15 protein-coding genes are annotated in these 20,161 nt (G+C 69.7%); 7 read left to right on the forward strand and 8 right to left on the reverse strand.

The features are described 5' to 3' along the window. The 3 genes from WA944_RS15210 to WA944_RS15220 all read right to left on the reverse strand — a co-directional run. A partial coding sequence (locus WA944_RS15210; RefSeq protein ID WP_526647085.1) for a hypothetical protein occupies window positions 1-1,022 on the reverse strand: 1,022 nt, incomplete at its 3' end. Continuing rightward, the gene (locus tag WA944_RS15215; protein WP_526609671.1) at window positions 1,019-2,365 is read right to left on the reverse strand and encodes a M1 family metallopeptidase; all 1,347 of its coding nucleotides are present in this window, start codon (window positions 2,363-2,365) and stop codon (window positions 1,019-1,021) included. The genes WA944_RS15215 and WA944_RS15210, both read right to left, overlap by 4 nt. Continuing rightward, window positions 2,362-6,300 carry a Pls/PosA family non-ribosomal peptide synthetase gene (locus tag WA944_RS15220; RefSeq protein WP_526647086.1) on the reverse strand — a complete coding sequence of 1,313 codons (3,939 nt, stop codon included), beginning with the start codon at window positions 6,298-6,300 and terminating at the stop codon, window positions 2,362-2,364. Before WA944_RS15220 ends, WA944_RS15215 begins: the two co-directional genes overlap by 4 nt. Before the next feature lie 232 nt (window positions 6,301-6,532). Here WA944_RS15220 and WA944_RS15225 point away from each other — a divergent pair, with 232 nt between their 5' ends. After that, window positions 6,533-7,570 (forward strand): TerC family protein, encoded by a 1,038-nt coding sequence (locus WA944_RS15225; RefSeq protein WP_526372972.1) that lies wholly within the window; start codon window positions 6,533-6,535, stop codon window positions 7,568-7,570. 10 nt (window positions 7,571-7,580) lie between these two features. On the opposite strand, the gene alc is transcribed toward WA944_RS15225, so the two are convergent. The 3 genes from alc to WA944_RS15240 form a co-directional block, all read right to left on the reverse strand. Next, window positions 7,581-8,612 (reverse strand): allantoicase, encoded by a 1,032-nt coding sequence (gene alc, locus WA944_RS15230; RefSeq protein WP_526609551.1) that lies wholly within the window; start codon window positions 8,610-8,612, stop codon window positions 7,581-7,583. A 28-nt stretch (window positions 8,613-8,640) separates the two neighbouring features. Next, window positions 8,641-9,162: a 2-oxo-4-hydroxy-4-carboxy-5-ureidoimidazoline decarboxylase gene (locus WA944_RS15235; RefSeq protein ID WP_526372969.1), complete on the reverse strand. Its 522-nt coding sequence runs from the start codon at window positions 9,160-9,162 to the stop codon at window positions 8,641-8,643. Between the two features lie 92 nt (window positions 9,163-9,254). Then, window positions 9,255-9,740, reverse strand: a complete 486-nt coding sequence (locus tag WA944_RS15240) for an inorganic diphosphatase (RefSeq protein WP_159228692.1) — start codon at window positions 9,738-9,740, stop codon at window positions 9,255-9,257. Window positions 9,741-9,864: 124 nt separating this feature from the next. Here WA944_RS15240 and dacB point away from each other — a divergent pair, with 124 nt between their 5' ends. Genes dacB through WA944_RS15265 form a run of 5 tightly spaced genes read left to right on the forward strand, consistent with a single transcriptional unit; the run spans window position 9,865 to window position 16,153 of the window. Further along, window positions 9,865-11,238 (forward strand): D-alanyl-D-alanine carboxypeptidase/D-alanyl-D-alanine endopeptidase, encoded by a 1,374-nt coding sequence (gene dacB, locus WA944_RS15245; RefSeq protein ID WP_526609547.1) that lies wholly within the window; start codon window positions 9,865-9,867, stop codon window positions 11,236-11,238. Beyond that, window positions 11,226-12,314 (forward strand): Rv3626c family coenzyme F420 biosynthesis-associated protein, encoded by a 1,089-nt coding sequence (locus WA944_RS15250; RefSeq protein ID WP_526370350.1) that lies wholly within the window; start codon window positions 11,226-11,228, stop codon window positions 12,312-12,314. The genes dacB and WA944_RS15250 overlap by 13 nt, the downstream gene beginning before the upstream one ends. After that, entirely contained in the window at window positions 12,293-13,252 is a 960-nt protein-coding gene (gene tilS, locus WA944_RS15255; protein WP_526609545.1) for a tRNA lysidine(34) synthetase TilS, read from the forward strand. The genes WA944_RS15250 and tilS overlap by 22 nt, the downstream gene beginning before the upstream one ends. 15 nt (window positions 13,253-13,267) lie before the next feature. Then, window positions 13,268-13,906 carry a hypoxanthine phosphoribosyltransferase gene (gene hpt / locus WA944_RS15260; RefSeq protein WP_526609554.1) on the forward strand — a complete coding sequence of 213 codons (639 nt, stop codon included), beginning with the start codon at window positions 13,268-13,270 and terminating at the stop codon, window positions 13,904-13,906. 18 nt (window positions 13,907-13,924) lie between these two features. Further along, a complete protein-coding gene (locus WA944_RS15265) occupies window positions 13,925-16,153 on the forward strand; it encodes a molybdopterin-dependent oxidoreductase (protein WP_526609543.1) in 2,229 nt (742 codons plus the stop codon). A 9-nt stretch (window positions 16,154-16,162) separates the two neighbouring features. On the opposite strand, the gene WA944_RS15270 is transcribed toward WA944_RS15265, so the two are convergent. Together WA944_RS15270 and WA944_RS15275 are read right to left on the reverse strand one after the other, a co-directional pair. Continuing rightward, on the reverse strand, window positions 16,163-16,903 hold the full coding sequence (locus tag WA944_RS15270; RefSeq protein ID WP_526609541.1) for an SIMPL domain-containing protein: 741 nt from the start codon (window positions 16,901-16,903) through the stop codon (window positions 16,163-16,165). Window positions 16,904-16,913: 10 nt separating this feature from the next. After that, a complete protein-coding gene (locus WA944_RS15275) occupies window positions 16,914-17,867 on the reverse strand; it encodes an alpha/beta fold hydrolase (RefSeq protein WP_526647087.1) in 954 nt (317 codons plus the stop codon). A gap of 189 nt (window positions 17,868-18,056) precedes the next feature. Between WA944_RS15275 and ftsH the strand changes: the two genes are divergently transcribed. Continuing rightward, the coding region (gene ftsH / locus WA944_RS15280; protein ID WP_526609539.1) for an ATP-dependent zinc metalloprotease FtsH at window positions 18,057-20,161 on the forward strand (2,105 nt) is incomplete at its 3' end.

Here is a 20,161-nt window from a genome sequence, read left to right on the forward strand (position 1 = left end):
GCCGTGAACCAGGCCAGCAGCGCGCCGTCGGCGAGGTACTCGTCACCGAAGCCCTCCCGCAGCAACCACGGCCCGAACGCCGCCGCGAGCGCGATCCCCGCCGCGCCCACCACACCGACCAGCGCCGCGGGCGCCACCAGCGCTTTGAGCCGGTGGGTGCGCTGGTCGACGAAGTGCGCGATCAGGTTGCCCTGCATCGCGGTCAGCGGCACCAGCAGCGGGGCCCGCGTCAACGTCACCGCGAGGATCACCACGCCGCCCGTCGCACCGAGATCGTCACCCGAGGTGGCCTTCAACAGCACCGGAAAACCCATCACCAGAACCGCGCTGGCACCGGCCGCGGCGATCGAGTGCCCGGTGCCGCGCAGGAAAGTGACGGTGTCGACCGCGGTGAGCAGCCGGGCGGCCGCCCTGGTCGTCGGCGAGGTGACAAGCAGCAACAGCCACGCGACCGCGCCGGCGACCGTCGCCCACAGATAGCCGCCGAGCCCCCAGCCCACCGCGAAGGTGGCCACCGCCACCGCGACCCGCAGCACGGCGTCGGTGACCATCAGCGCGCCGTACTGCGACCACCGGTTCACCCCGGCGAGCGCGCCGAGCAGCGTGGTGTGCAGACAGAACCCGGCCAGCCCGCCGCACAACAGCGCGACGCTGAGCGCCCGGTCCTCGACGAAGACGTGCTGTGACCACAGCGGCGAGCTCGCGGCGATCAACAGGGCCGCGGTCACCCCCACACCCGCCCCGACCCGCAACGGGTGGGTGCGCGCGGCCGGTGGATCGGCGGCGGCGGCGGACCGGATCTCCCGGGTGGTCTCCTGCAGCAGTCCGAAGGCCGCTCCGCTGACCAGACCGAACGCACCCCAGAACACCCCGAAGACGGAGAAGCCTGCGGGCTCGAGATCCCGCGCGGCCAGGTAGAGCACCGCGTACCCGCACAGCGCGGTCAGCGCCGTCGCCGCGCCGACGCGGACCACGCTGCTGCGGGTCACCGCGCCTGAGGGCGCCGCCGCCGCGTCTGTCACGCGCACACGTCCAGCGGCGGCACCTTCGGTGAGTACAGCCACGCGGCCCACAGCTCCCGCAGCGAATCCTCGCTGTGGTGGGCCGCCAGGTCGGTGAAGTCGTCGGTCACTGCGCTGCTGTGCCGGTAGCGGTGCGTCCAATCCTTGAGCAGCGCAAAGAAGTTGGTGTCGCCGATCTGGCTGCGCAGGGCGTGCAGCGTGAGCGCTCCGCGCTTGTACACCCGGTCGTCGAACATGTCGCGCGGGCCGGGGTCGGTGAGGACCAGGTCCTGCGGCGAGTTGAGCAGTTTCTGGTGGTAGTGGCGGGCGTGCTCGTCTGCGGTGTGCTCTCCGCAGTGTTCGGACCACAGCCACTCCGCGTAGCAGGCGAAGCCCTCGTGCAGCCAGATGTGGCGCCAGCGCTGGACGGTGACGGAGTTGCCGAACCACTGGTGAGCCAGCTCGTGTGCGATCAGCCGTTCCGAACTCCGCTGCCCGTCACAGTGGTTGGCGCCGAAGATGGAGATTCCCTGCGCCTCGAGGGGGATCTCGAGATCGTCATCGGTCACCACCACGGTGTATCCGCCCGCCAGCGGATAGGGGCCGAACAGCTTCACGAACAGCTTCATCATCTGCGACTGACGGTCGAAGTCGGTTTCGAAGTTCGTGCGTAACCGGTCGGGCAGGACCGAGAAGATCTCGACGCCGTTCTTCGACATCCGCTGCCTGCTGTAGACGCCGATCTGCAGCGTGACCAGATAGGTCGAGGTGGGCTCAGCCTGCTCATAGACCCAGGTGGTCATGCCGGCGCGGGCGCGCCGGGACAGCAGCTTGCCGTTGGCGAGTGCGAAATACGGTCTCTCCGTGCTGATCTGGACCCGGAAGCTGGCTTTGGCGCTGGGGTGGTCGTCACACGGGAACCACGACGCCGCACCGTTGGGCTGGCCCGCCACCAGCACGCCTTCGGTCAGCTCCTCGAAACCGACTTCGCCCCAATGGGATCGGATCGGGCGCGGGGTGCCTCCGTAGCGCACCGCGACCGTCATCGCCGCGCCGGCGGGTAGCCGCTGCGCCAGAGTGACGTGCAATTTGCCCGCCTGGGTGCGGAACTGCGAGGGCCGCCTGCCGTTCACCGTCACCTTGGACACCGCGAGCGCATCCGACAGGTCCAGGGTGAACGTCGCGAGCTCGGCCAGCGTGACGGCGGTGATGGTGGCCGCCCCCGCGAGCCGGTTGATCGCCACCTTGTATTCGAGCTCGAGTTCGTAGCGCGACACCCGGTAGCCGAAGTTGCCGGAGCCGGGAAGGTACGGGTCGATGACCGGTGACCCGTTCTTCTTGGCCACCCGTTTGCGTCCGCTCACGCGGCCGCAGGTTTCTTGGGCTTGGGGCTCGACGCATCACGCTTCTTGCGTGGCGGGTTCCACGAGGCGATCGGGTTGCCCTGCCATCGAGTCGACGGTGGCACCACGTCGCCGCGCATCACCAGCGACGCCGGCCCTACCGTGGCTCCTGACCCGATGCGCGCCGCGGGCAACGCCACGCAGTGCGGTCCCAGCGTCGCGCCCCGCTCGAGCACGACGGTGTCCATCCGCATGATGCGATCGTGGAACAGATGGGTCTGCACCACGCACCCGCGGTTGACGGTGCAGCCGTCCTCGAGCGTCACCAGGTCGGCCTCGGGGAGCCAGTAGCTTTCACACCACACCCCCCGTCCGATTTTCGCGCCCAGCGCCCGCAGCCACAGATTCATGACGGGTGTACCCACTGCTCCGCGGGCGAACCACGGCGCCGCCACGGTTTCGACGAACGTGTCCGACACCTCGTTGCGCCACACGAACGACGACCACAGCGGATGTTCGATCGCGGTGATCCGGCCCACCACAATCCATTTGGCAGCCACCGCGATGCCGCCGGCCAGCGCCCCGGCGGCCAGCAGGATAAGCCCGGTGGCCAGCGCGGCCCAGATCCAGCCGGCGGTCAGCACCACGGCCTGGACGGACAACAGCACGGCCACCCCGATGGCGAACGTGACCACGACGGGGACCAGCCGGAACGTCTCGACCGTGGCGCGCAGTGCCTTCAGGCGCGCGGACGGATGGAACGTCCGCAGCGCGTCGGCGGCCGTGGGCCGGCGGCGCAGCCGCACCGGCGGGCTGCCCAGCCACGACGAGCCCGCCTTGGCCTTGTGCGGTGTCGCCGAGAGCACCGCGACCAGCCCGTCGTCGGGGACCCGGCGACCGGGCTGGGTGATGCCCGAGTTCCCCAGGAACGCCCGCTTGCCGATGGTGGCCCGGGCGACATGGATCCAGCCGCCGCCCAGTTCGTAGGACGCGACCATGGTGTCGTCGGCGAGGAACGCACCGTCTTCGATGACGGTGAACTTGGGGATCAGCAGCGCGGTGGAGATCTCGGTGCCGCGGCCGACCTCGGCCCCGAGCAGCCGGAGCCACCAGGGCGTGAGCAGGCTCGCGTAGATCGGGAAGAGGTGGTTGCGGGCGGCGTCCATCAGCCGTTCGGTGGCCCACAGCTGCCAACCCGAGGGGCTGCGCACGGGGTGGTAGCCCTCGTGCAGTCCGACAGCGAGCAACCGCACCCCCAGCACCGTCAGGGCCGCATAGGTCAGCAGGGCGGCCAGCGTCGCCGGCACGATCCACACCAGCGCCGGCAGCACCGCCGCGCTCACCGACTCGGTCCCGCGCACCCCCCAGCCGAGCACGGCGATCCCCGCCGCCAGTGCGGCCAGCGGCAGCGCGCCCAGCAGCATCGACGTGGCGCCGTACATCGCGACCCACATCGGGGCGCTGGGCGGCCGATGATCCGGCCACGGATGCTTCGCCTTACCGGACTTGACCGCCGGAGAGCCCTTCCAGTACTGCCGGTTCTTCACCTTCCCGACGACGCCGGAACCGGGTGCCACGTCGGCGTTCTTGCCGACCACCGCGCCGGGGAGCAACGTGGTCCTGGCGCCCACCGACGCGTCGTTGCCGACGGCGACGGGGCCGACATGGAAAAGGTCGCCGTCGATCCAGTGGCCACTCAGGTCGACCTCGGGTTCGATGGAACAGCGGTGACCCAGGGTCAGCATCCCGGTGACCGGCGGCGCCGAGTGCAAATCCACCCCATTGCCGACCGAGTTGCCCAGCGCGCGGGCGTAGTAGACCAGCCAGGGCGCCCCGGCCATGTTCTCCGCGCCACTGGCCTCGGCCAGCCGCTCGGCCAGCCACACCCGCAGGTGCACCGACCCGCCGCGACGGTAGGTGCCCGGCGCGAGGTCACCGATCAGGACACGGGCCCCGAACACCGCGATGCCCATCCGGCCCAGCGGGGTGATGAACAGCACGAAACCCGCCAGGATCCACCACCAGTCGACGGGCCTGGCCCACGGCACCAGCGACAGCGCGGCGGCGATGTTGTTGGCCAGCGCCAGCCAGACCACCCACTGCATGCCGGCCAGCGTCGCCAGCGGCACACTCGCAGCCATCTGCACGGCCTGGGTCAGCCGCGGGACCGGCTTCACGTCCCGGATCACCACGGCGGGCGGCGGATCGAGCTCGTCCAGGTAGCCCGCCAGCGACCCCAGCCGGGGATGGTCGTAGAGCTCGGCGACCGTTACCTGCGGGTAACGCTGCCGCAGCGCGGCGATCAACTGTGCCGCCGACAGCGACCCGCCGCCCAGGGCGAAGAAGTCCGCTTCCGGCCCGGCCACCGGCGCGGCCAGCACGTCGCGCCACAGTGCGGCCAGCCAGCCGAGGGTGCCGCCCAGCTCGGGAGTGTCGTCATCGCCGGCCGAGCCGACCGGCCACGGAAGGGCGTCGCGGTCGACCTTCCCCGACGTACGGGTGGGCAGTTCGGCCACGACGACCAGCCGGGGCACCAACGCGGCGGGTAGCGACTCGGACAGCCGGGTGCGGGCCTCGACGACGTCGAAGGCCTGTTCGGCGCCCGGCGCGACGACGAGATAACCCACCAGCAACGGGGTACCGCTCGCGGTCTTGCGCACCGCCGCGGCAGCGCCGCTGACGCCGGGCAGGTGCACCAGCGCGGTGTCCACCTCGCCGAGCTCGATGCGCCGGCCGCCGACCTTGACCTGGTCGTCGGCGCGTCCCACGAAGTACAGGCCGTCGGATTCCAGCCGGACCAGGTCGCCGCTGCGGTAGGCGCGGGTCCAATGCGAGATCGGGCTGGGATAGGGCAGCGGGGCGTACTTCTCGGCGTCCTTCTCCGGGTCGAGGTAACGCGCCAGCCCGACGCCGCCGATGACGAGCTCGCCGACTTCGCCGAGTCCCACCGGCGAACCGTCCTTGCCGACCACCGCCAGATCCCACCCGGGCAGCGGCAGCCCGATGCTCACCGGGCTCTTTCCGTCCAGCCGCGCCGCACACGCGACGACCGTCGCCTCGGTGGGCCCGTAGGTGTTCCACACCTCGCGGCCGTCCACCGCGAGCCGTTCGGCCAGCTCCGGAGGGCAGGCCTCGCCGCCGAAGATCAGCAGCCGCACCGCCTCCAGCGCCTCTGCCGGCCACAGTGAGGCCAGCGTGGGGACGGTGGAGACGACGGTGATGTCCCGAGACACCAGCCATGGGCCCAGGTCCATCCCGCTGCGCACCAGCGACCGGGGCGCCGGCACCAGGCACGCGCCGTGCCGCCACGCCAGCCACATCTCCTCACAGGACGCGTCGAACGCCACCGACAGCCCCGCGAGCACCCGGTCTCCGGGGCCGATCGGGTTGTCCTGCAAGAATATCCGCGCTTCTGCATCGACGAACGCCGCCGCGCTGCGGTGGGTGACGGCGACGCCCTTCGGAGTGCCGGTGGAGCCGGAGGTGAAGATGATCCACGCGTCGTCGCGGCTCAGGGGCGCGGCCGCGCGCCAACCCCGTGACGACCCGGGCCCGCGCACCAGGCCCTGCTCGGTGATCACCGCGACGACGCCGGCTTCGGTGAACACCAACTCGGCGCGCTCGGCCGGGTCGTCCGCGTCGACCGGAACGTAGGCCGCGCCGGTCGCCAGCGTGGCCAGGATCGCGACGTAGAGGGCGTAGCTGCCCGACGGCATCCGGATGCCGATGCGGTCGCCGCGCCCGATCCCGCGCGCAGCCAGCCACGCGACGCTGTCCTGGACATCGGTGATCAGCTCGGCGTAGGTGAGCTGGACGGCCCCGTCGTCAAGCGCCGTGGCGTCGGGATGGCGGCGCGCGGTGTCGTAGAGGATGTCGATCAGCGTGCGTGGCTCCGCCGCCGATGCCGACAGCACGAACTGAGAAGGGATCTCGGGCGTTGGATCCGCTGCTGTCACGGGTACAAACTACTAAGCGTCCGGAGTCGCTTCATGCCGTCGGGCACCTGCTCGTTTCGCGTGTCGGGCGGTCGACTGGCAGAATCACCGATTTGGAGGGGAGTATTCCTTCGCCGCAGTGTCGTCATCTCGTCGTCCGCCCTCGGACGACCGGTGCCGCGGGCCTGCCACCGACGTTCAGGTCGGTGCGGGTGGAAGAGACCTCCGGCGTTGACTGACGACCGGAGGTTTGATGAACGTTTCTGGACTCGAGTGGGGGATCACCCTCGCTGTGACGATCGGCATTCTGCTGGTCGACGTGCTGATCTTCGGGCGTAGACCCCACGAGCCGTCACGGCGGGAGACCGGGACTGCGTTGACCTTCTACATCGGCCTGGCGATCGCCTTCGGCCTGTGGACGTGGTTCTACCACGGCAGCCAGTTCGGGCTCGAGTTCTTCGCCGGGTGGCTCACCGAGTACAGCCTGTCGGTGGACAACCTGTTCATCTTCTTGATCATCATGGCCAGCTTCAAGGTGCCGCGGATCTACCAACAGCAGGCGCTGCTCGTCGGGATCATCCTGGCGCTGATCTTCCGCGGCATCTTCATCGCGCTCGGCGCCCTGGCGATCAACCAGTTCTCCTGGGTGTTCTACCTCTTCGGCGCGTTCCTGGTGTACACCGCGATCAAGCTCGTCCGGGACACCGAGCACGACGACGACGCGGACAACTCCGTGGTCAGGTTCGCCCAGCGGCACCTGAAGTTCACCGACCAGTGGGACGGCCTGAAGCTGTGGGTCAAGGAAAACGGCAGTCGCGTGATGACGCCGATGTTCCTGGTCATCGTCGCGCTGGGCACCACCGACCTGCTGTTCGCGCTGGACTCCATTCCGGCGATCTACGGTCTGACCCGCGAGCCCTACCTGGTGTTCACCGCCAACGTGTTCGCGCTGATGGGCCTGCGGCAGCTGTACTTCCTGTTGGGGGACCTGCTCAAGCGGCTGGTGTACCTGTCGCAGGGGTTGGCGTTCATCCTGGGATTCATCGGCGTCAAGCTGCTGCTGCACGCCCTGCACGAGAACGAACTCCCGTTCATCAACGGCGGCGAGCACGTGCCGGTGCCGGAGATCCCGACGCTGGCCAGCCTGGGCGTGATCATCGTCACGCTGCTGATCACCACCGCGGCCAGCCTGTACAAGACCCGGGTGCACGATGTCCGCAAACAGGGCACCCCGACGAAGGTGGAGCCGGCCGACCTCACCACCGATCCGCAGGAGGATCCCTCGCGCTGAGGGATGGCCTTCAGGCTGCGGCGGCCCAGCGCTCGCTGACCCGCCGCAGCCCCTCCGGGGTGAGCCGACCGAACAGCCGCAGCCGCGCCATCCCACCGTCGGGATAGATGTCCAGGCGGGCCTCGGTGACCGCCCGGTCGGAGCCGACCAGGAAGCGGTGTCTGGTGTCGGGCTGCAGTTCGGTCTGCGGCAGCAGATCGAACCACTCGGCGTCTCCGTCGCGGCCCCGCAACCGGGCTGACCCCGGGGCGTTGCCGACGAAGTACGAAGTGTCCAGTTCGGCTGCGGTGAGCACGCCCTGCCCCGCAAGGCGCACCTGTACCCAGTCGTTCCCGGAGTCGCGCCGCCGGGACGTCTCCCAGCCCTCGCCCATGGTCCTGGCCGCGCCGGGCAGCAACAGGTTGTTGGGCGAGCTGTAGAACATGTTGGAGCAGCCGGTGATCCGGCCGCCGTTGTGCAGGGCCGCCAGGTCCAGCGGAAGCTCGGTGAAGCGGGGGTCCAGCAGTCCTTCGCCGTGCACCCGCAGCCGGGCCACCCCGCCGTCGGGATAGATGCACAGCCGCACATGGGTCCAGCGCTTCGGCGAGTCCACCGCGCACGGATTGCGGGTGTCCCCGTTGACAGGGTGGCGCGCCACGATCGTGGTCCACTCGACCTCGTCGGCCAGTTCCTGCGCGGTCGGATACCCGTCGACGAACGCTGCCTCGATCGAGACCTCGGGCGGATAGTTGCCGGTGAACCACGCCGTGTCCACCACGACCCCGCGGATGATGCCGGGCACCCCGAGGCGGACGATCACCGAATCGTGCGAGTCGGCGGTGGCGCTGCGGCGCCTGCGGGTCTCCCAACCGTCGTAGACCTGCCCCTTGTGGCCGAAGGTGGCCGGCCGGTGCTCGGCCGGGCCCGGCTTGATCAGGTTCTCCTTCTCGGCGAACACGTCGTCGTTGGCCCACAGCACCGCTCCACCGGCGGATCGGGCGGCGAGATCGGGAAGGGACAGAAAGTGGGAGTGTCCGGCGGGCCTTGTCGGTGGAGTGCTCACCGGCAAAGCCTAAGTGAGCAGCCGATCCTCACCAGTTGTCGTAGCCGCCCTCGGGACCGAGCATCCGCTCCAGCCGGGTGCGGTTGATCCGGGCCAGCTCGTTGCGGACCACCTTGCGCTCGGTCTCGTGGTCGTTGTGCAATCGGTCGTGCAGCGTGGCGAGCACGTCCTCGGCGCGGTAGCCGTTGATGAACATCACGAACCCGAAGCCGAAGTGCTGCAGGTAGGTCTTCGACGCCGCTGCCAGCTCGGCCATCATCTCGGGGCGCTCGTCGGTGATGGCGCACTGTTCGGCCTGGGACTTCTCGCTGCCGGGCCGGCGGCCGACGTCCGGGTAGGCCTCCAGAATGGAGTCGATGGACTCCTCGCTCAGCCCGAACAGCAGCGAGTCGGCGCACCGGTACAGCTGGTCATAGGTGTCGAAGGGGCGGGCGCGTGCCAGAGCGGCGGCCAGCGGGACGCTGTAGCAGCACTCGTAGACGGCATGGACGGCGCGACGCAACGGCATCGCGTTGAAGGCGTCCAGCCCGAGTCCTTGATGCAACAGCACAGGGCCATGATCGAAGGCGGAAAGGACAGCTGCGTTACGCCGTGTTACGGCCGCGCAAATTTTCGCGGTGAGCCCCGTCTCAGGCCCGCCCGTCAGTGGCCTTCGGCCTTGAACCTCTCGATGGACCGGTTCACTTCAGCCTCGGCCTCCTCGCGGCCCACCCAGTCGGCAGCCTTGACGAACTTGCCCGGCTCGAGGTCCTTGTAGTGCACGAAGAAGTGTTTGATGGCGTCCAGCTCGAACTCCGACACGTCGCCGATGTCGGTGATGTGGTCCCACCGGGGATCGGCGAGCACGCACAGCACCTTGTCGTCGCCGCCCTTCTCGTCTGTCATCCGGAACATGCCGACGGGGCGGGCCTCGACGATGCAGCCCGGGAACACCGGCTCGGGCAACAACACCAGCGCGTCCAGCGGATCCCCGTCCTCTCCGAGGGTGTCCTCGATGTAGCCGTAGTCCGTCGGGTAGCCCATCGCCGTGAACAGATAGCGGTCCAGCTTCACCTTGCCGCTGTCATGGTCCACCTCATACTTGTTGCGCGACCCCTTCTGGATCTCGATGAGGACGTCGAACTGCACGGCGGGGACTCCTTCAGATCAGGTACGGATCAGGGTCGTCTGCTGACGACGCGGGTTAACAGTAAACGAGCGATACCCTGCTCTAGAGGGGTGGCTCGGGTAGTCGATCGAGAGCAGGAGAAACATGCGTCCCACTCGGTGGCGGCGGTCCACCCACGTGGTGGTCGGGGTGGCGGTGCTGCTGCTGGTCACTGTGGTGGTGGCGGCCGCCGCGCTGCTGACCCGAGCGGAGTCCGATCAGCAGGCCGTCGAACCCGCACCTGCACCGGCGACCGCTGCCCCGGCGGTGGTTCCCGTCTCCGACTCCGCGCACGTACCGACAGCCGACGGCCTCGCCGCCGCCCTGGCGCCGGCGCTGGCCGACCCGAACCTGGGCAGGTTCACCGGCCGGATCACCGATGCGCTGACCGGCAGGCAGCTGTGGGAGAAGGGCGCCGACGTGCCGATGCAGCCCGCGTCGGCGAACAAGCTGCTGACCGCTGCGGCGGCTCTGCTGACGCTGGACCGCGACGACAGGCTGACCACGCGGGTCTTCGCCGAGGACCGGCCCGGAGTGGTGGTGCTGGTCGGCGGTGGGGACCAGACACTGTCGGCCGCGCCGCGCGGTGAGGACACCTGGTACCGGGACGCGGCGCGCATCGTCGATCTGGCCGACCAGGTGCGTCGCAGCGGCACCGCCGTGTCCGCCGTGGAGGTCGATGTCAGCGCCTACAGCGGTCCGACGATGGCTACGGGGTGGGACCCGCTGGACATCGACGGCGGGGACATCGCGCCGATCGAGTCGGTGATGCTCGACGCCGGCCGGACCCAGCCGGTCACCGTGGAATCGCGGCGGTCGAAGACGCCCGCGTTGGACGCCGGCCGCGCCCTGGCCGTGGCGTTGCGCGTCGACCCCGCCAGGGTGACGGTGCGGTCCACACCGGCGCGGGGGACCGAGGTCGCCTCGGTCCAGTCGCCGCCGCTGATGCAGCGATTGCGCGACATGGTGAACCAGTCGGACAACGTGATGGCGGAGTCGATCGGGCGCGAGGTCGCCGCCGAGTTGAACCGCCCGCAGAGTTTCGACGGGGCGGCCCGCGCGGTGATCGGCACGCTGGAGGACGCCGGCATCGACACCACCGGCGCGCGCCTGTTCGACGCGAGTGGTCTGTCGGTGGACGACCGGCTGACCGTGACGACCCTCGACGAGGTGGTCAACGCGGCGGCCGGGGACCACGAGCCGGCGCTGCGGCCGCTGGTCGATCTGCTGCCCATCGCCGGGGGCAGCGGCACGCTGTCCAATCGCTACCTCGACACCGAGGCGGGCCGGGAGGCCGCGGGGTATCTGCGTGCCAAGACCGGTTCCCTGACCGGGACCAACTCGCTGGCCGGAATCGTCACCGACGAGAGTGGACGGGTGCTGACCTTCGCCTTGCTGTCCAACGACGCCGGTCCGACCGGCCGTACCGCGCTCGACGCCTTCGCGGCGACGCTGCGCTCCTGCGGATGCCACACGTGAGCCCGTCGGGCAGGGCCGGTTTCGCCGTCGGGCGGGCCGTCGACTGGAACCTGGCCGCCACGCTCGGCGGCAAGCTGGCCCGTCCGGAACCGGCGGCCACCGACTACACCCGCAGGCAGGCCGTCGAGCAGCTGACCGAATCGGCGCGACTGTCCGAAATCCCGGTGCGCGAGGTGACCGGCCTCATCGAGGGCGGTGAGATCCCGGAGGCCCGAATCGTCGACCGGCCCCAGTGGATTCGTGCCGCGGCACACTCGATGCGGGCGATGACCGGCGGCGACGATCCCGACGCGCCGGGTTCGGCCAAGCCGCCGGCGATCACCGGGCGCATCGCCGGCGCCCAGACCGGAGCGGTGCTGGCGTTCGTGTCGTCGGGCATCCTCGGCCAGTTCGACCCATTCGCTGCGGGCGGTGGCGAGCTGCTGCTGGTGTATCCCAATGTGATCGCCGTCGAGCGCCAGCTCCGGGTCAAGCCTGCGGACTTCCGAATGTGGGTGTGCCTGCACGAGGTCACCCACCGGGTGCAGTTCCGGGCCAATCCGTGGTTGGCCGATCACATGACAGGCGCGCTCGCGGTGCTGACCGAGGATGTGGGTGAGGATGTCACCGAGGTCGTCGGCCGGCTGGCCGGTTATCTGCGCGATCGTCGCGACAGCTCGAATTCCGATGCTTCCCAAGCCAACTCGGGCGGTGTCCTGGGGTTGCTCCGAGCGGTGCAGTCCGAGCCGCAACAGAAGGCGCTCGACCAGCTGCTGGTGCTGGGGACGTTACTGGAAGGGCACGCCGAGCACGTCATGGATGCTGTCGGGCCCGCGGTGGTGCCGACGGTCGCCACGATCAGGCGCCGGTTCGACGACCGCAGGCAACGCAAGCAGCCCCCGCTGCAGCGGCTGATGCGGGCCCTGCTGGGCATCGACGCGAAGATGAACCAGTACACCAGGGGCAAGGCCTTCGTCGACGAGGCGGTGTCCACGGTGGGCATGCGGCGCTTCAACACGATCTGGACCGATGCCGAGACCCTGCCGCTGCCAAGCGAGATCGACGAGCCACGGCGATGGATCGATCGGGTGCTGTAGCCGAGCTGCGCTCAGTGGTCACCCGCTTCGCCCATGACCACGCCGCAGGCCTCGACCGATGGTGCGTGGCGCTGTCGGGCGGACCGGACTCGCTGGCGCTGACCGCTGTCGCGGCCACGTCGATGCCGACCACAGCGCTGATCGTCGACCACGGACTGCAGGCCGGTTCCTCGACCGTCGCCGCCACCGCCCGCGACCAGGCCCTCGCGCTGGGATGTGTTGATGCTCAAGTGCTTCGGGTGACGGTGGGTGCGCAGGGCGGACCAGAGGCCGCGGCCCGGTCCGCCAGGTACCGCGCACTCGACCAGGCCCGCTCGGGTGCCCCGGTGCTGTTGGCGCACACACTCGACGACCAGGCGGAGACGGTGCTGCTCGGGTTGGGCCGGGGGTCGGGCTCCCGGTCGATCGCCGGAATGAGACCACACGACCCGCCGTGGTGCCGGCCGCTGCTCGGGGTGCGGCGGGAGCGGACCCACCGGGCGTGCGCGGAGCTGGGGCTGGTGCCGTGGCAGGACCCGCACAACGTAGACCGGCGGTTCACCAGGGTACGGCTGCGCACCGAGGTGCTGCCGGTGCTCGAGGACGTCCTCGGCGGCGGCGTGGCTGAGGCCCTGGCACGCACCGCGACGGCACTACGGGAGGACACCGACGCGCTCGACGCGATGGCGGACCAGGTTCTCGACGGAACCGGCGACGGCGGCCTTGCGGTCAGCGTGCTCACCCCGCTGCCGGGTGCGGTCCGGCGCAGGGTCATCAGAGGGTGGCTGCTCGCCGGTGGGGCGGTGGGGCTGACCGACACACAGATCCGCGCCGTCGACTCCCTGGTCACCGCGTGGCGGGGCCAGGGCGGGGTGGCGGTGCCCGGGGCGACCCCCCGAACGCGGTTGTTCGCCGGTCGCCGAGACGAACTGCTGCAGCTGTACCGAGAACCGGTGTGAGACCCCGCGTCGGTCATCCCGGCCACCGCATGGCACGCCGCGGCGCGGCACGGCTACTCTGTGGGCGTGCCTGCGCATACGGCGGAGTTGTACCCCGGGGACATCAAGTCGGTGTTGTTGTCGGAAGAACAGATCCAGACCAAAACAGCTGAACTCGGGGCCCTGATCGGCGCCGATTACCGTGATGCCGCCTCCGCGTCGGACGGGCGGGACCTGCTTCTGATCACCGTGCTCAAGGGCGCGGTCATGTTCGTCACCGATCTGGCCCGGGCCATCCCGCTGCCCACCCAGCTGGAGTTCATGGCCGTGAGCTCCTACGGGTCGTCCACGTCGTCGTCCGGCGTGGTGCGCATCCTCAAGGATCTGGACCGCGACATCAACGACCGTGACGTGCTGATCGTCGAGGACATCGTGGACTCCGGGCTGACGCTGTCGTGGCTGCTGCGCAACCTGGCGACCAGACGGCCGCGGTCGCTACGGGTGTGCACGCTGCTACGCAAGCTCGAGGCGGTGCGGGCCGACGTCGAGATCGAATACGTCGGCTTCGACATCCCGAACGAATTCGTCGTCGGATACGGCCTCGACTACGCCGAGCGCTACCGCGACCTGCCCTACATCGGCACCCTCGACCCCAAGGTGTACGAGGACCATTAGACGGCGCAGAATGCTGTGATGACCGACACAGCGCTGCGAATCTGCCCGTTCTGTGAAGCGACCTGCGGCTTGACGCTGACCATCGACGACGGCCGGGTGGTCGGCGCCAGGGGCGACCAGGACGACGTGTTCAGTGCGGGTTACATCTGTCCCAAGGGGGCCAGTTTCGCCGAACTCGACAACGACCCCGACCGGTTGAGCGCACCGCTGGTACGGCGGAACGGCACGCTGACCGAAGCCACCTGGGACGAGGCGTTCGCCGCCGTCGCCGCCGGCCTCGGCGCCGCGATCCGCGACCACGGCGGGGCGTCGGTCGGGGTGTACCTCGGCAACCCGAACGCGCACACCGTCGCCGGTGCGCTGTACCCGCCGCTGATCATCCGCGGCCTGGGCACCCATCAGGTCTATTCCGCGAGCACGCTGGACCAGATGCCCAAACACGTTGCTCTGGGGCTGATGTTCGGCAGCCCGGTCGCGTTCACGGTCCCCGACCTCGACCGCACCGACCATCTCGTGATCATCGGGGCGAATCCGCTGGTGTCCAACGGCAGCCTGGCCACCGCGGCGGACTTCGGCGGCAAGCTGCGAAGGCTGCGCAAGCGCGGCGGCAGGCTCGTCGTCATCGACCCCGCCCGCACCCGCACCGCCGAGCTCGCCGACCGGCACCTGGCGCCACGCCCCGGCACCGACGCCGCACTGCTGTTCGCGGTCGTGCACGTGCTCTTCGACGAGGACCTGGTCTCGCTGGGAGCTCTCGCCGACCACGTCGCCGGGTTGGACGAGGTGCGCGATCTGGCCCGCGACTTCTCACCGGAGACCGTCGCCCCGCACTGCGGCATCGAGGCCGACGAGATCCGCACGCTGGCAAGGGAGCTCGCGGCCGCCCCCACCGCCGCCGTCTACGGTCGGATGGGCACGTCCACCGTCGAGTTCGGCACTGTGGGCAGCTGGCTGGTCGACGTCGTCAACATCTTGACCGGGAACCTGGACCGACCCGGCGGGGCGATGTTCCCGCTGTCTCCGGTCGCGCCCGCGCCCCGGGGTCCCCGTCCGGGCCGGGGTTTCAGCACCGGCCGCTGGCACAGCCGGGTGTCCGGGCGGCCCGAGGTGCTCTCCGAACTGCCCGTCGCGGTGCTGGCCGAAGAGATCGAGACCGCCGGCGAGGGTCAGATCAAGGCGATGATCACCGTGGCGGGCAATCCCGTGCTGTCCGCTCCGGACGGCGACCGGCTCGACCGCGCGCTCGCCGGCGTCGGGTTCATGGTGAGCATCGACCCGTACCTCAACGAGACCACCCGCCACGCCGACGTCGTCCTGCCGCCCCCGCCGCCGTCACGCAGCCCGCACTTCGACTTCGCGCTGAACAACCTGGCGGTGCGCAACAACGCGCGCTACTCACCGCCCGCGCTGCCGCTGCAGGGGCGTCCCGACGAAGCCGAGATCCTGGCCCGGATCGCGTTGGTCCTCTACGGAATCGGAATCGACGGGGACCCGGGCATCGTCGACGAACAGGTCATCGCCGCCACCCTTGCCAAGGAGACCGCCGACGCGGGCTCGCCGGTCGCGGGCCGCGCGGTCGACGAGCTGACCGCGATGCTCGACGACGGCCCGGGCTATGAACGCCGGCTCGACATGATGCTCCGGCTCGGTGCCTACGGCGACGCGTTCGGTGCCCGGCCCGACGGTCTGACGTTGAAGCGGCTCAAGGCGGCGCCGCACGGAATCGACCTGGGGCCGCTGCAGCCGCGGCTGCCGGATCTGCTGCGCACCCCGTCGGGTCTGGTCGAGCTGGCACCGCCACAGCTGATCGGCGACGCCGCGCGGCTGCGTGACTCACTCGGGCATCGCAGCGAGGGCTACCTGCTGATCGGCCGGCGGCACCTGCGCTCCAACAACAGCTGGATGCACAACCTGCCCGCGCTCGCCGGCGGCACGAACACCTGCACGTTGCGGATGCATCCCGACGACGCCGCCGACCTCGGGGTGTCCGATACCGCCGTGGTCAAGGGTCCCGGCGGGGAACTGGTGGTGCCCGTGGAGATCACCGACGACATCCGTCGCGGCGTGCTGTCGCTGCCGCACGGGTGGGGTCACGACCGCGCCGGCACCGGGCAGACGCTGGCGGCCCGGCACCCGGGGGTGAACGCCAATCAGCTCAACGACGGATCGGTGCTGGACCCGCTCTCGGGCACCGCGGTGCTCAACGGCATCCCCGTGGTCGTCGCCGCGGCAGGCAGTCCCGGATGACGCGGTGGGTCAGCTCAACTCCCAGATCACCGTCACGCTGAAGCCGACGGTCTGCTGACCCGGCTCGAGCGGCACGGCGGCCTCCATCATCCCGCGCGGGGCCTGCATCGGTATCGGCGGTGTGGGCCCGCCCGATTCCGAGATCGAGATGACCTTGCCGAGGGTCAGCCCGGACAACTCCGCGTACTGATCGGCGCGGTCCTTGGCGTCCTCGAACGCCCGGGCCCGGGCATCGCGGACCAGTTGGGAATCATCCTCGATGGAGTAGCTGATCGAATTGATCCGGGTGGCGTTGCCGCCGGTCTCGACGATCAGGCCGATCGCATCGGAGGCCAGATCGAGGTCGCGGATCGTCACGTTGATCGAGTTGGTGGCGCGGTAGGCGGCGATCGCGGTGTCGTCGGGGCCGTACTGCGGCTGCAGGTCGGCCTGCGTGGTGGCCAGGTCGTTGCGGTCGATGCCGAGCTCGACGAGCCCCTCGATCACGGCTTGCTGGCGCTCGTTGGTCTGGTTCATCGCGGCCGTCGCGTCGGGCGCCAGGAACTCCATCGACGCGTTCACCGTCAACGTGTCCGGTGAGCCCTGGACCTGCCCGGCCCCCACCACGGTCACCTGCCGGGTGTCGGCGTCGGGTGTCAGCGTCGGGCCCGGCTGTGCGTCACACGCCGTCAGCGCGACGGCGGCGCCTGCGGCGGCGGCCAAGCCCACGAGCTTCGTCCTGACTGATTTCGCTCCGGGTGCGATCGGCATGCCTGGCACCCTAACGCCTCTCCTCCGCCAGAAACCGGAGCAGCTCGCGGGTGACTTCGTCGGGGCACTCCTCGGTGAGCCAGTGGCCCGCACCGTCGATCGTCACCTCGCGGTATGCGCCGGCGGCGACCTCACGGGCGCGGTGGCGCGGGGTGTAGGCCAGCGTGGCATCGGCGGTGCCGCCGAGGAACAGGGCGGGCACCTCGATCGTCGGCGCCGGCGGGTCCGCCGTCAGCTCCCAGTTCCGGTCGAAGCAGCGGTACCAGTTGAGCGGCCCGGTGAACCCGTTGCGGGTGAACTCGTCGACGTAGGTGGCGAAGTCCTGCTCGCTGATCCAGTCGGGAAGCCCGCCGGGCTCGGGGATGCGGGCCAGGAACCCCTCGGGTCCCGGCGCGAGCATCCGCAGCGCCGCGGCGTCGTCACCGGCGGGCGGGGTGGCGAACAGCCGCCGCAGCGTGGTGGCCGGGTCCTCGGCCAATTCGGCGTCCGCGGGGCCCGGTTCCTGGAAGTACAGAATGTAGAAGAAGTTGTCGGCGAAGATCCGCCGGAACGCCTGGGTCGTCGGCACCTTGGGACGGGGCACCGGGGGCAGGCTCAGCCCGGCGACCGCGCTGAACCGTTCGGGGTGCAGCAGCGGGGCGGTCCAGGCGACGACCGCGCCGAAGTCGTGGCCGACCAGCACCGCCCGCTCTGCGCCGACGTCGTCGAGCAACCCGGTCACATCCGCGCTGAGTTCGACGACGTCGTAGGCGTCCACGGAGGCCGGCTTGTCCGAGTCGCCGTAGCCGCGCTGATCGGGGGCCAGCACGTGATAACCGGCCTCGGCCAGCGCCCGAACCTGGTGACGCCAGGAAAACGCCAGCTCGGGGAAGCCGTGGCAGAGCACCACCACGGGTGCACCCGGCTCACCGGCCTCGGTCACCCGCAGCGAGACCCCGTTCGTTTGCACCATCCGCGACCGCATGGCCCCATACTTTCGCCGAACGTGCTCCTGGCGTCGCGGTAAGCGCAGAATCACGACCGTGAACGCACGTTCGGCACCTGCGCACCCGTCGGGAACTGCCAGACGTTGGTCTAGCGGTAGCCTTGACTTTTCCAGCTGCGCGTATTGGAAGGATTTGGCCGGAGGTCCCGCCGACGGCCGTTGGTATCAATGAACCGGAAAACTGTAATCCGCACCCTCACGGTGATCGCCGTGGTGCTGCTGCTCGGGTGGTCCTTCTTCTATTTCAGCGACGACACCCGGGGATACAAGCCTGTCGACACCTCGGTGGCGATGGCTCAGATCGACAGCGACAACGTCGAAAGCGCGCAGATCGATGACCGCGAACAGCAACTGCGGCTGGAGCTGAAGAACGGCACCAGCGATACCGAGGACAGCACCCAGATCATCACCAAGTACCCCACCGGTTACGGGGTGACGTTGTTCGAGGCGCTGCAGGCCAAGAACGCCAAGGTGAACACCGTCGTCAACCAGTCCAGCATGTTCGGCACCCTGCTGATCTACATGCTGCCGCTGCTGCTGCTGGTGTTCCTGTTCGTGATGTTCTCCCGGATGCAGTCCGGGGGGCGGATGGGCTTCGGCTTCGGGAAGTCGAAGGCCAAGCAGCTGTCCAAGGACATGCCCAAGACCACCTTCGCCGACGTCGCCGGCGTCGACGAGGCGGTCGAGGAACTGTACGAGATCAAGGACTTCCTGCAGAACCCGTCGCGGTACCAGGCTCTCGGCGCGAAGATCCCCAAGGGTGTGCTGCTCTACGGCCCGCCCGGCACCGGCAAGACGCTGCTGGCCCGCGCGGTCGCCGGTGAGGCCGGGGTGCCTTTCTTCACCATCTCCGGTTCGGATTTCGTCGAGATGTTCGTCGGCGTCGGCGCCTCCCGGGTGCGCGACATGTTCGAGCAGGCCAAGCAGAACAGCCCGTGCATCATCTTCGTCGACGAGATCGACGCGGTCGGCCGGCAGCGCGGCGCGGGCATGGGCGGTGGACACGACGAACGCGAGCAGACGCTCAACCAGCTGCTCGTCGAGATGGACGGCTTCGGCGAACGCCAGGGTGTCATCCTGATCGCGGCCACCAACCGGCCCGACATCCTCGATCCGGCGCTGTTGCGGCCCGGCCGCTTCGACCGCCAGATCCCGGTCTCGAGTCCCGATCTGGCTGGTCGGCGAGCGGTGCTCAAGGTCCATTCGCAGGGCAAGCCGATCGCGCCCGACGCCGACCTGGACGGGTTGGCCAAGCGCACGGTGGGCATGTCCGGCGCTGATCTGGCCAACGTCATCAACGAGTCGGCGCTGCTGACCGCCCGCGAGAACGGAACGGTGATCACCGGTGCCGCACTCGAGGAGGCCGTCGACCGGGTTGTCGGCGGACCGCGGCGCAAGGGCCGCATCATCAGCGAGCACGAGAAGAAGATCACCGCCTACCACGAGGGCGGGCACACCTTGGCGGCCTGGGCGATGCCTGACATCGAGCCGATCTACAAGGTGACGATCCTGGCCCGCGGCCGCACCGGCGGGCACGCCATGGCGGTCCCCGAGGACGACAAGGGGTTGATGACCCGCTCGGAGATGATCGCCCGGCTGGTCTTCGCGATGGGCGGACGCGCCGCCGAGGAGCTGGTTTTCCGCGAGCCCACGACCGGCGCGGTGTCGGATATCGAGCAGGCCACCAAGATCGCCCGCGCCATGGTCACCGAGTACGGCATGAGCTCCAAGCTCGGCGCGGTGCGTTACGGCACCGAGCACGGGGACCCGTTCCTCGGCCGGACCATGGGCACTCAGGCCGACTACAGCCACGAGGTCGCCCAGATCATCGACGACGAGGTGCGCAAGCTCATCGAGGCCGCGCACACCGAGGCGTGGGAGATCCTCACCGAGTACCGCGATGTGCTGGACACCCTTGCCGGTGAGCTGCTGGAGAAGGAGACGCTGCACCGCGTGGAATTGCAGGCCATCTTCGGTGACGTGAAGAAGCGGCCGCGCCTGACGATGTTCGACGACTTCGGCGGCCGGGTGCCGTCGGACAAGCCGCCCATCAAGACACCGGGTGAGTTGGCCATCGAGCGTGGTGAACCGTGGCCCAAGCCGGTCCCGGAGCCCGCGTTCAAGACCGCGATCGCCCAGGCGTCGAAGGCTGCTGCCGAAGCCGCCCCCAAGAACGGTGCGAACAACGGTTCGGGCGCGAACGGTGCGCCGGCCAACGGGCCGACCCAGCCTGACTACGGCGCGCCCGCCGGCTGGCACGCACCCGGCTGGCC

The sequence above is a fragment of the Mycobacterium sp. genome (genome assembly GCF_049683355.1).
Lineage (GTDB): Bacteria > Actinomycetota > Actinomycetes > Mycobacteriales > Mycobacteriaceae > Mycobacterium.

What these genes read in the sequence shown, in the direction of transcription:
- WA944_RS15225 (WP_526372972.1), top strand. Translation starts at nt 6,533, where the DNA reads ATGAACGTTTCTGGACTCGAGTGGGGGATCACCCTCGCTGTGACGATC.
- dacB (WP_526609547.1), top strand. Translation starts at nt 9,865, where the DNA reads ATGCGTCCCACTCGGTGGCGGCGGTCCACCCACGTGGTGGTCGGGGTG.
- WA944_RS15250 (WP_526370350.1), top strand. Translation starts at nt 11,226, where the DNA reads ATGCCACACGTGAGCCCGTCGGGCAGGGCCGGTTTCGCCGTCGGGCGG.
- tilS (WP_526609545.1), top strand. Translation starts at nt 12,293, where the DNA reads ATGGATCGATCGGGTGCTGTAGCCGAGCTGCGCTCAGTGGTCACCCGC.
- WA944_RS15265 (WP_526609543.1), top strand. Translation starts at nt 13,925, where the DNA reads ATGACCGACACAGCGCTGCGAATCTGCCCGTTCTGTGAAGCGACCTGC.
- WA944_RS15270 (WP_526609541.1), bottom strand. Translation starts at nt 16,903, where the DNA reads ATGCCGATCGCACCCGGAGCGAAATCAGTCAGGACGAAGCTCGTGGGC.
- WA944_RS15275 (WP_526647087.1), bottom strand. Translation starts at nt 17,867, where the DNA reads ATGCGGTCGCGGATGGTGCAAACGAACGGGGTCTCGCTGCGGGTGACC.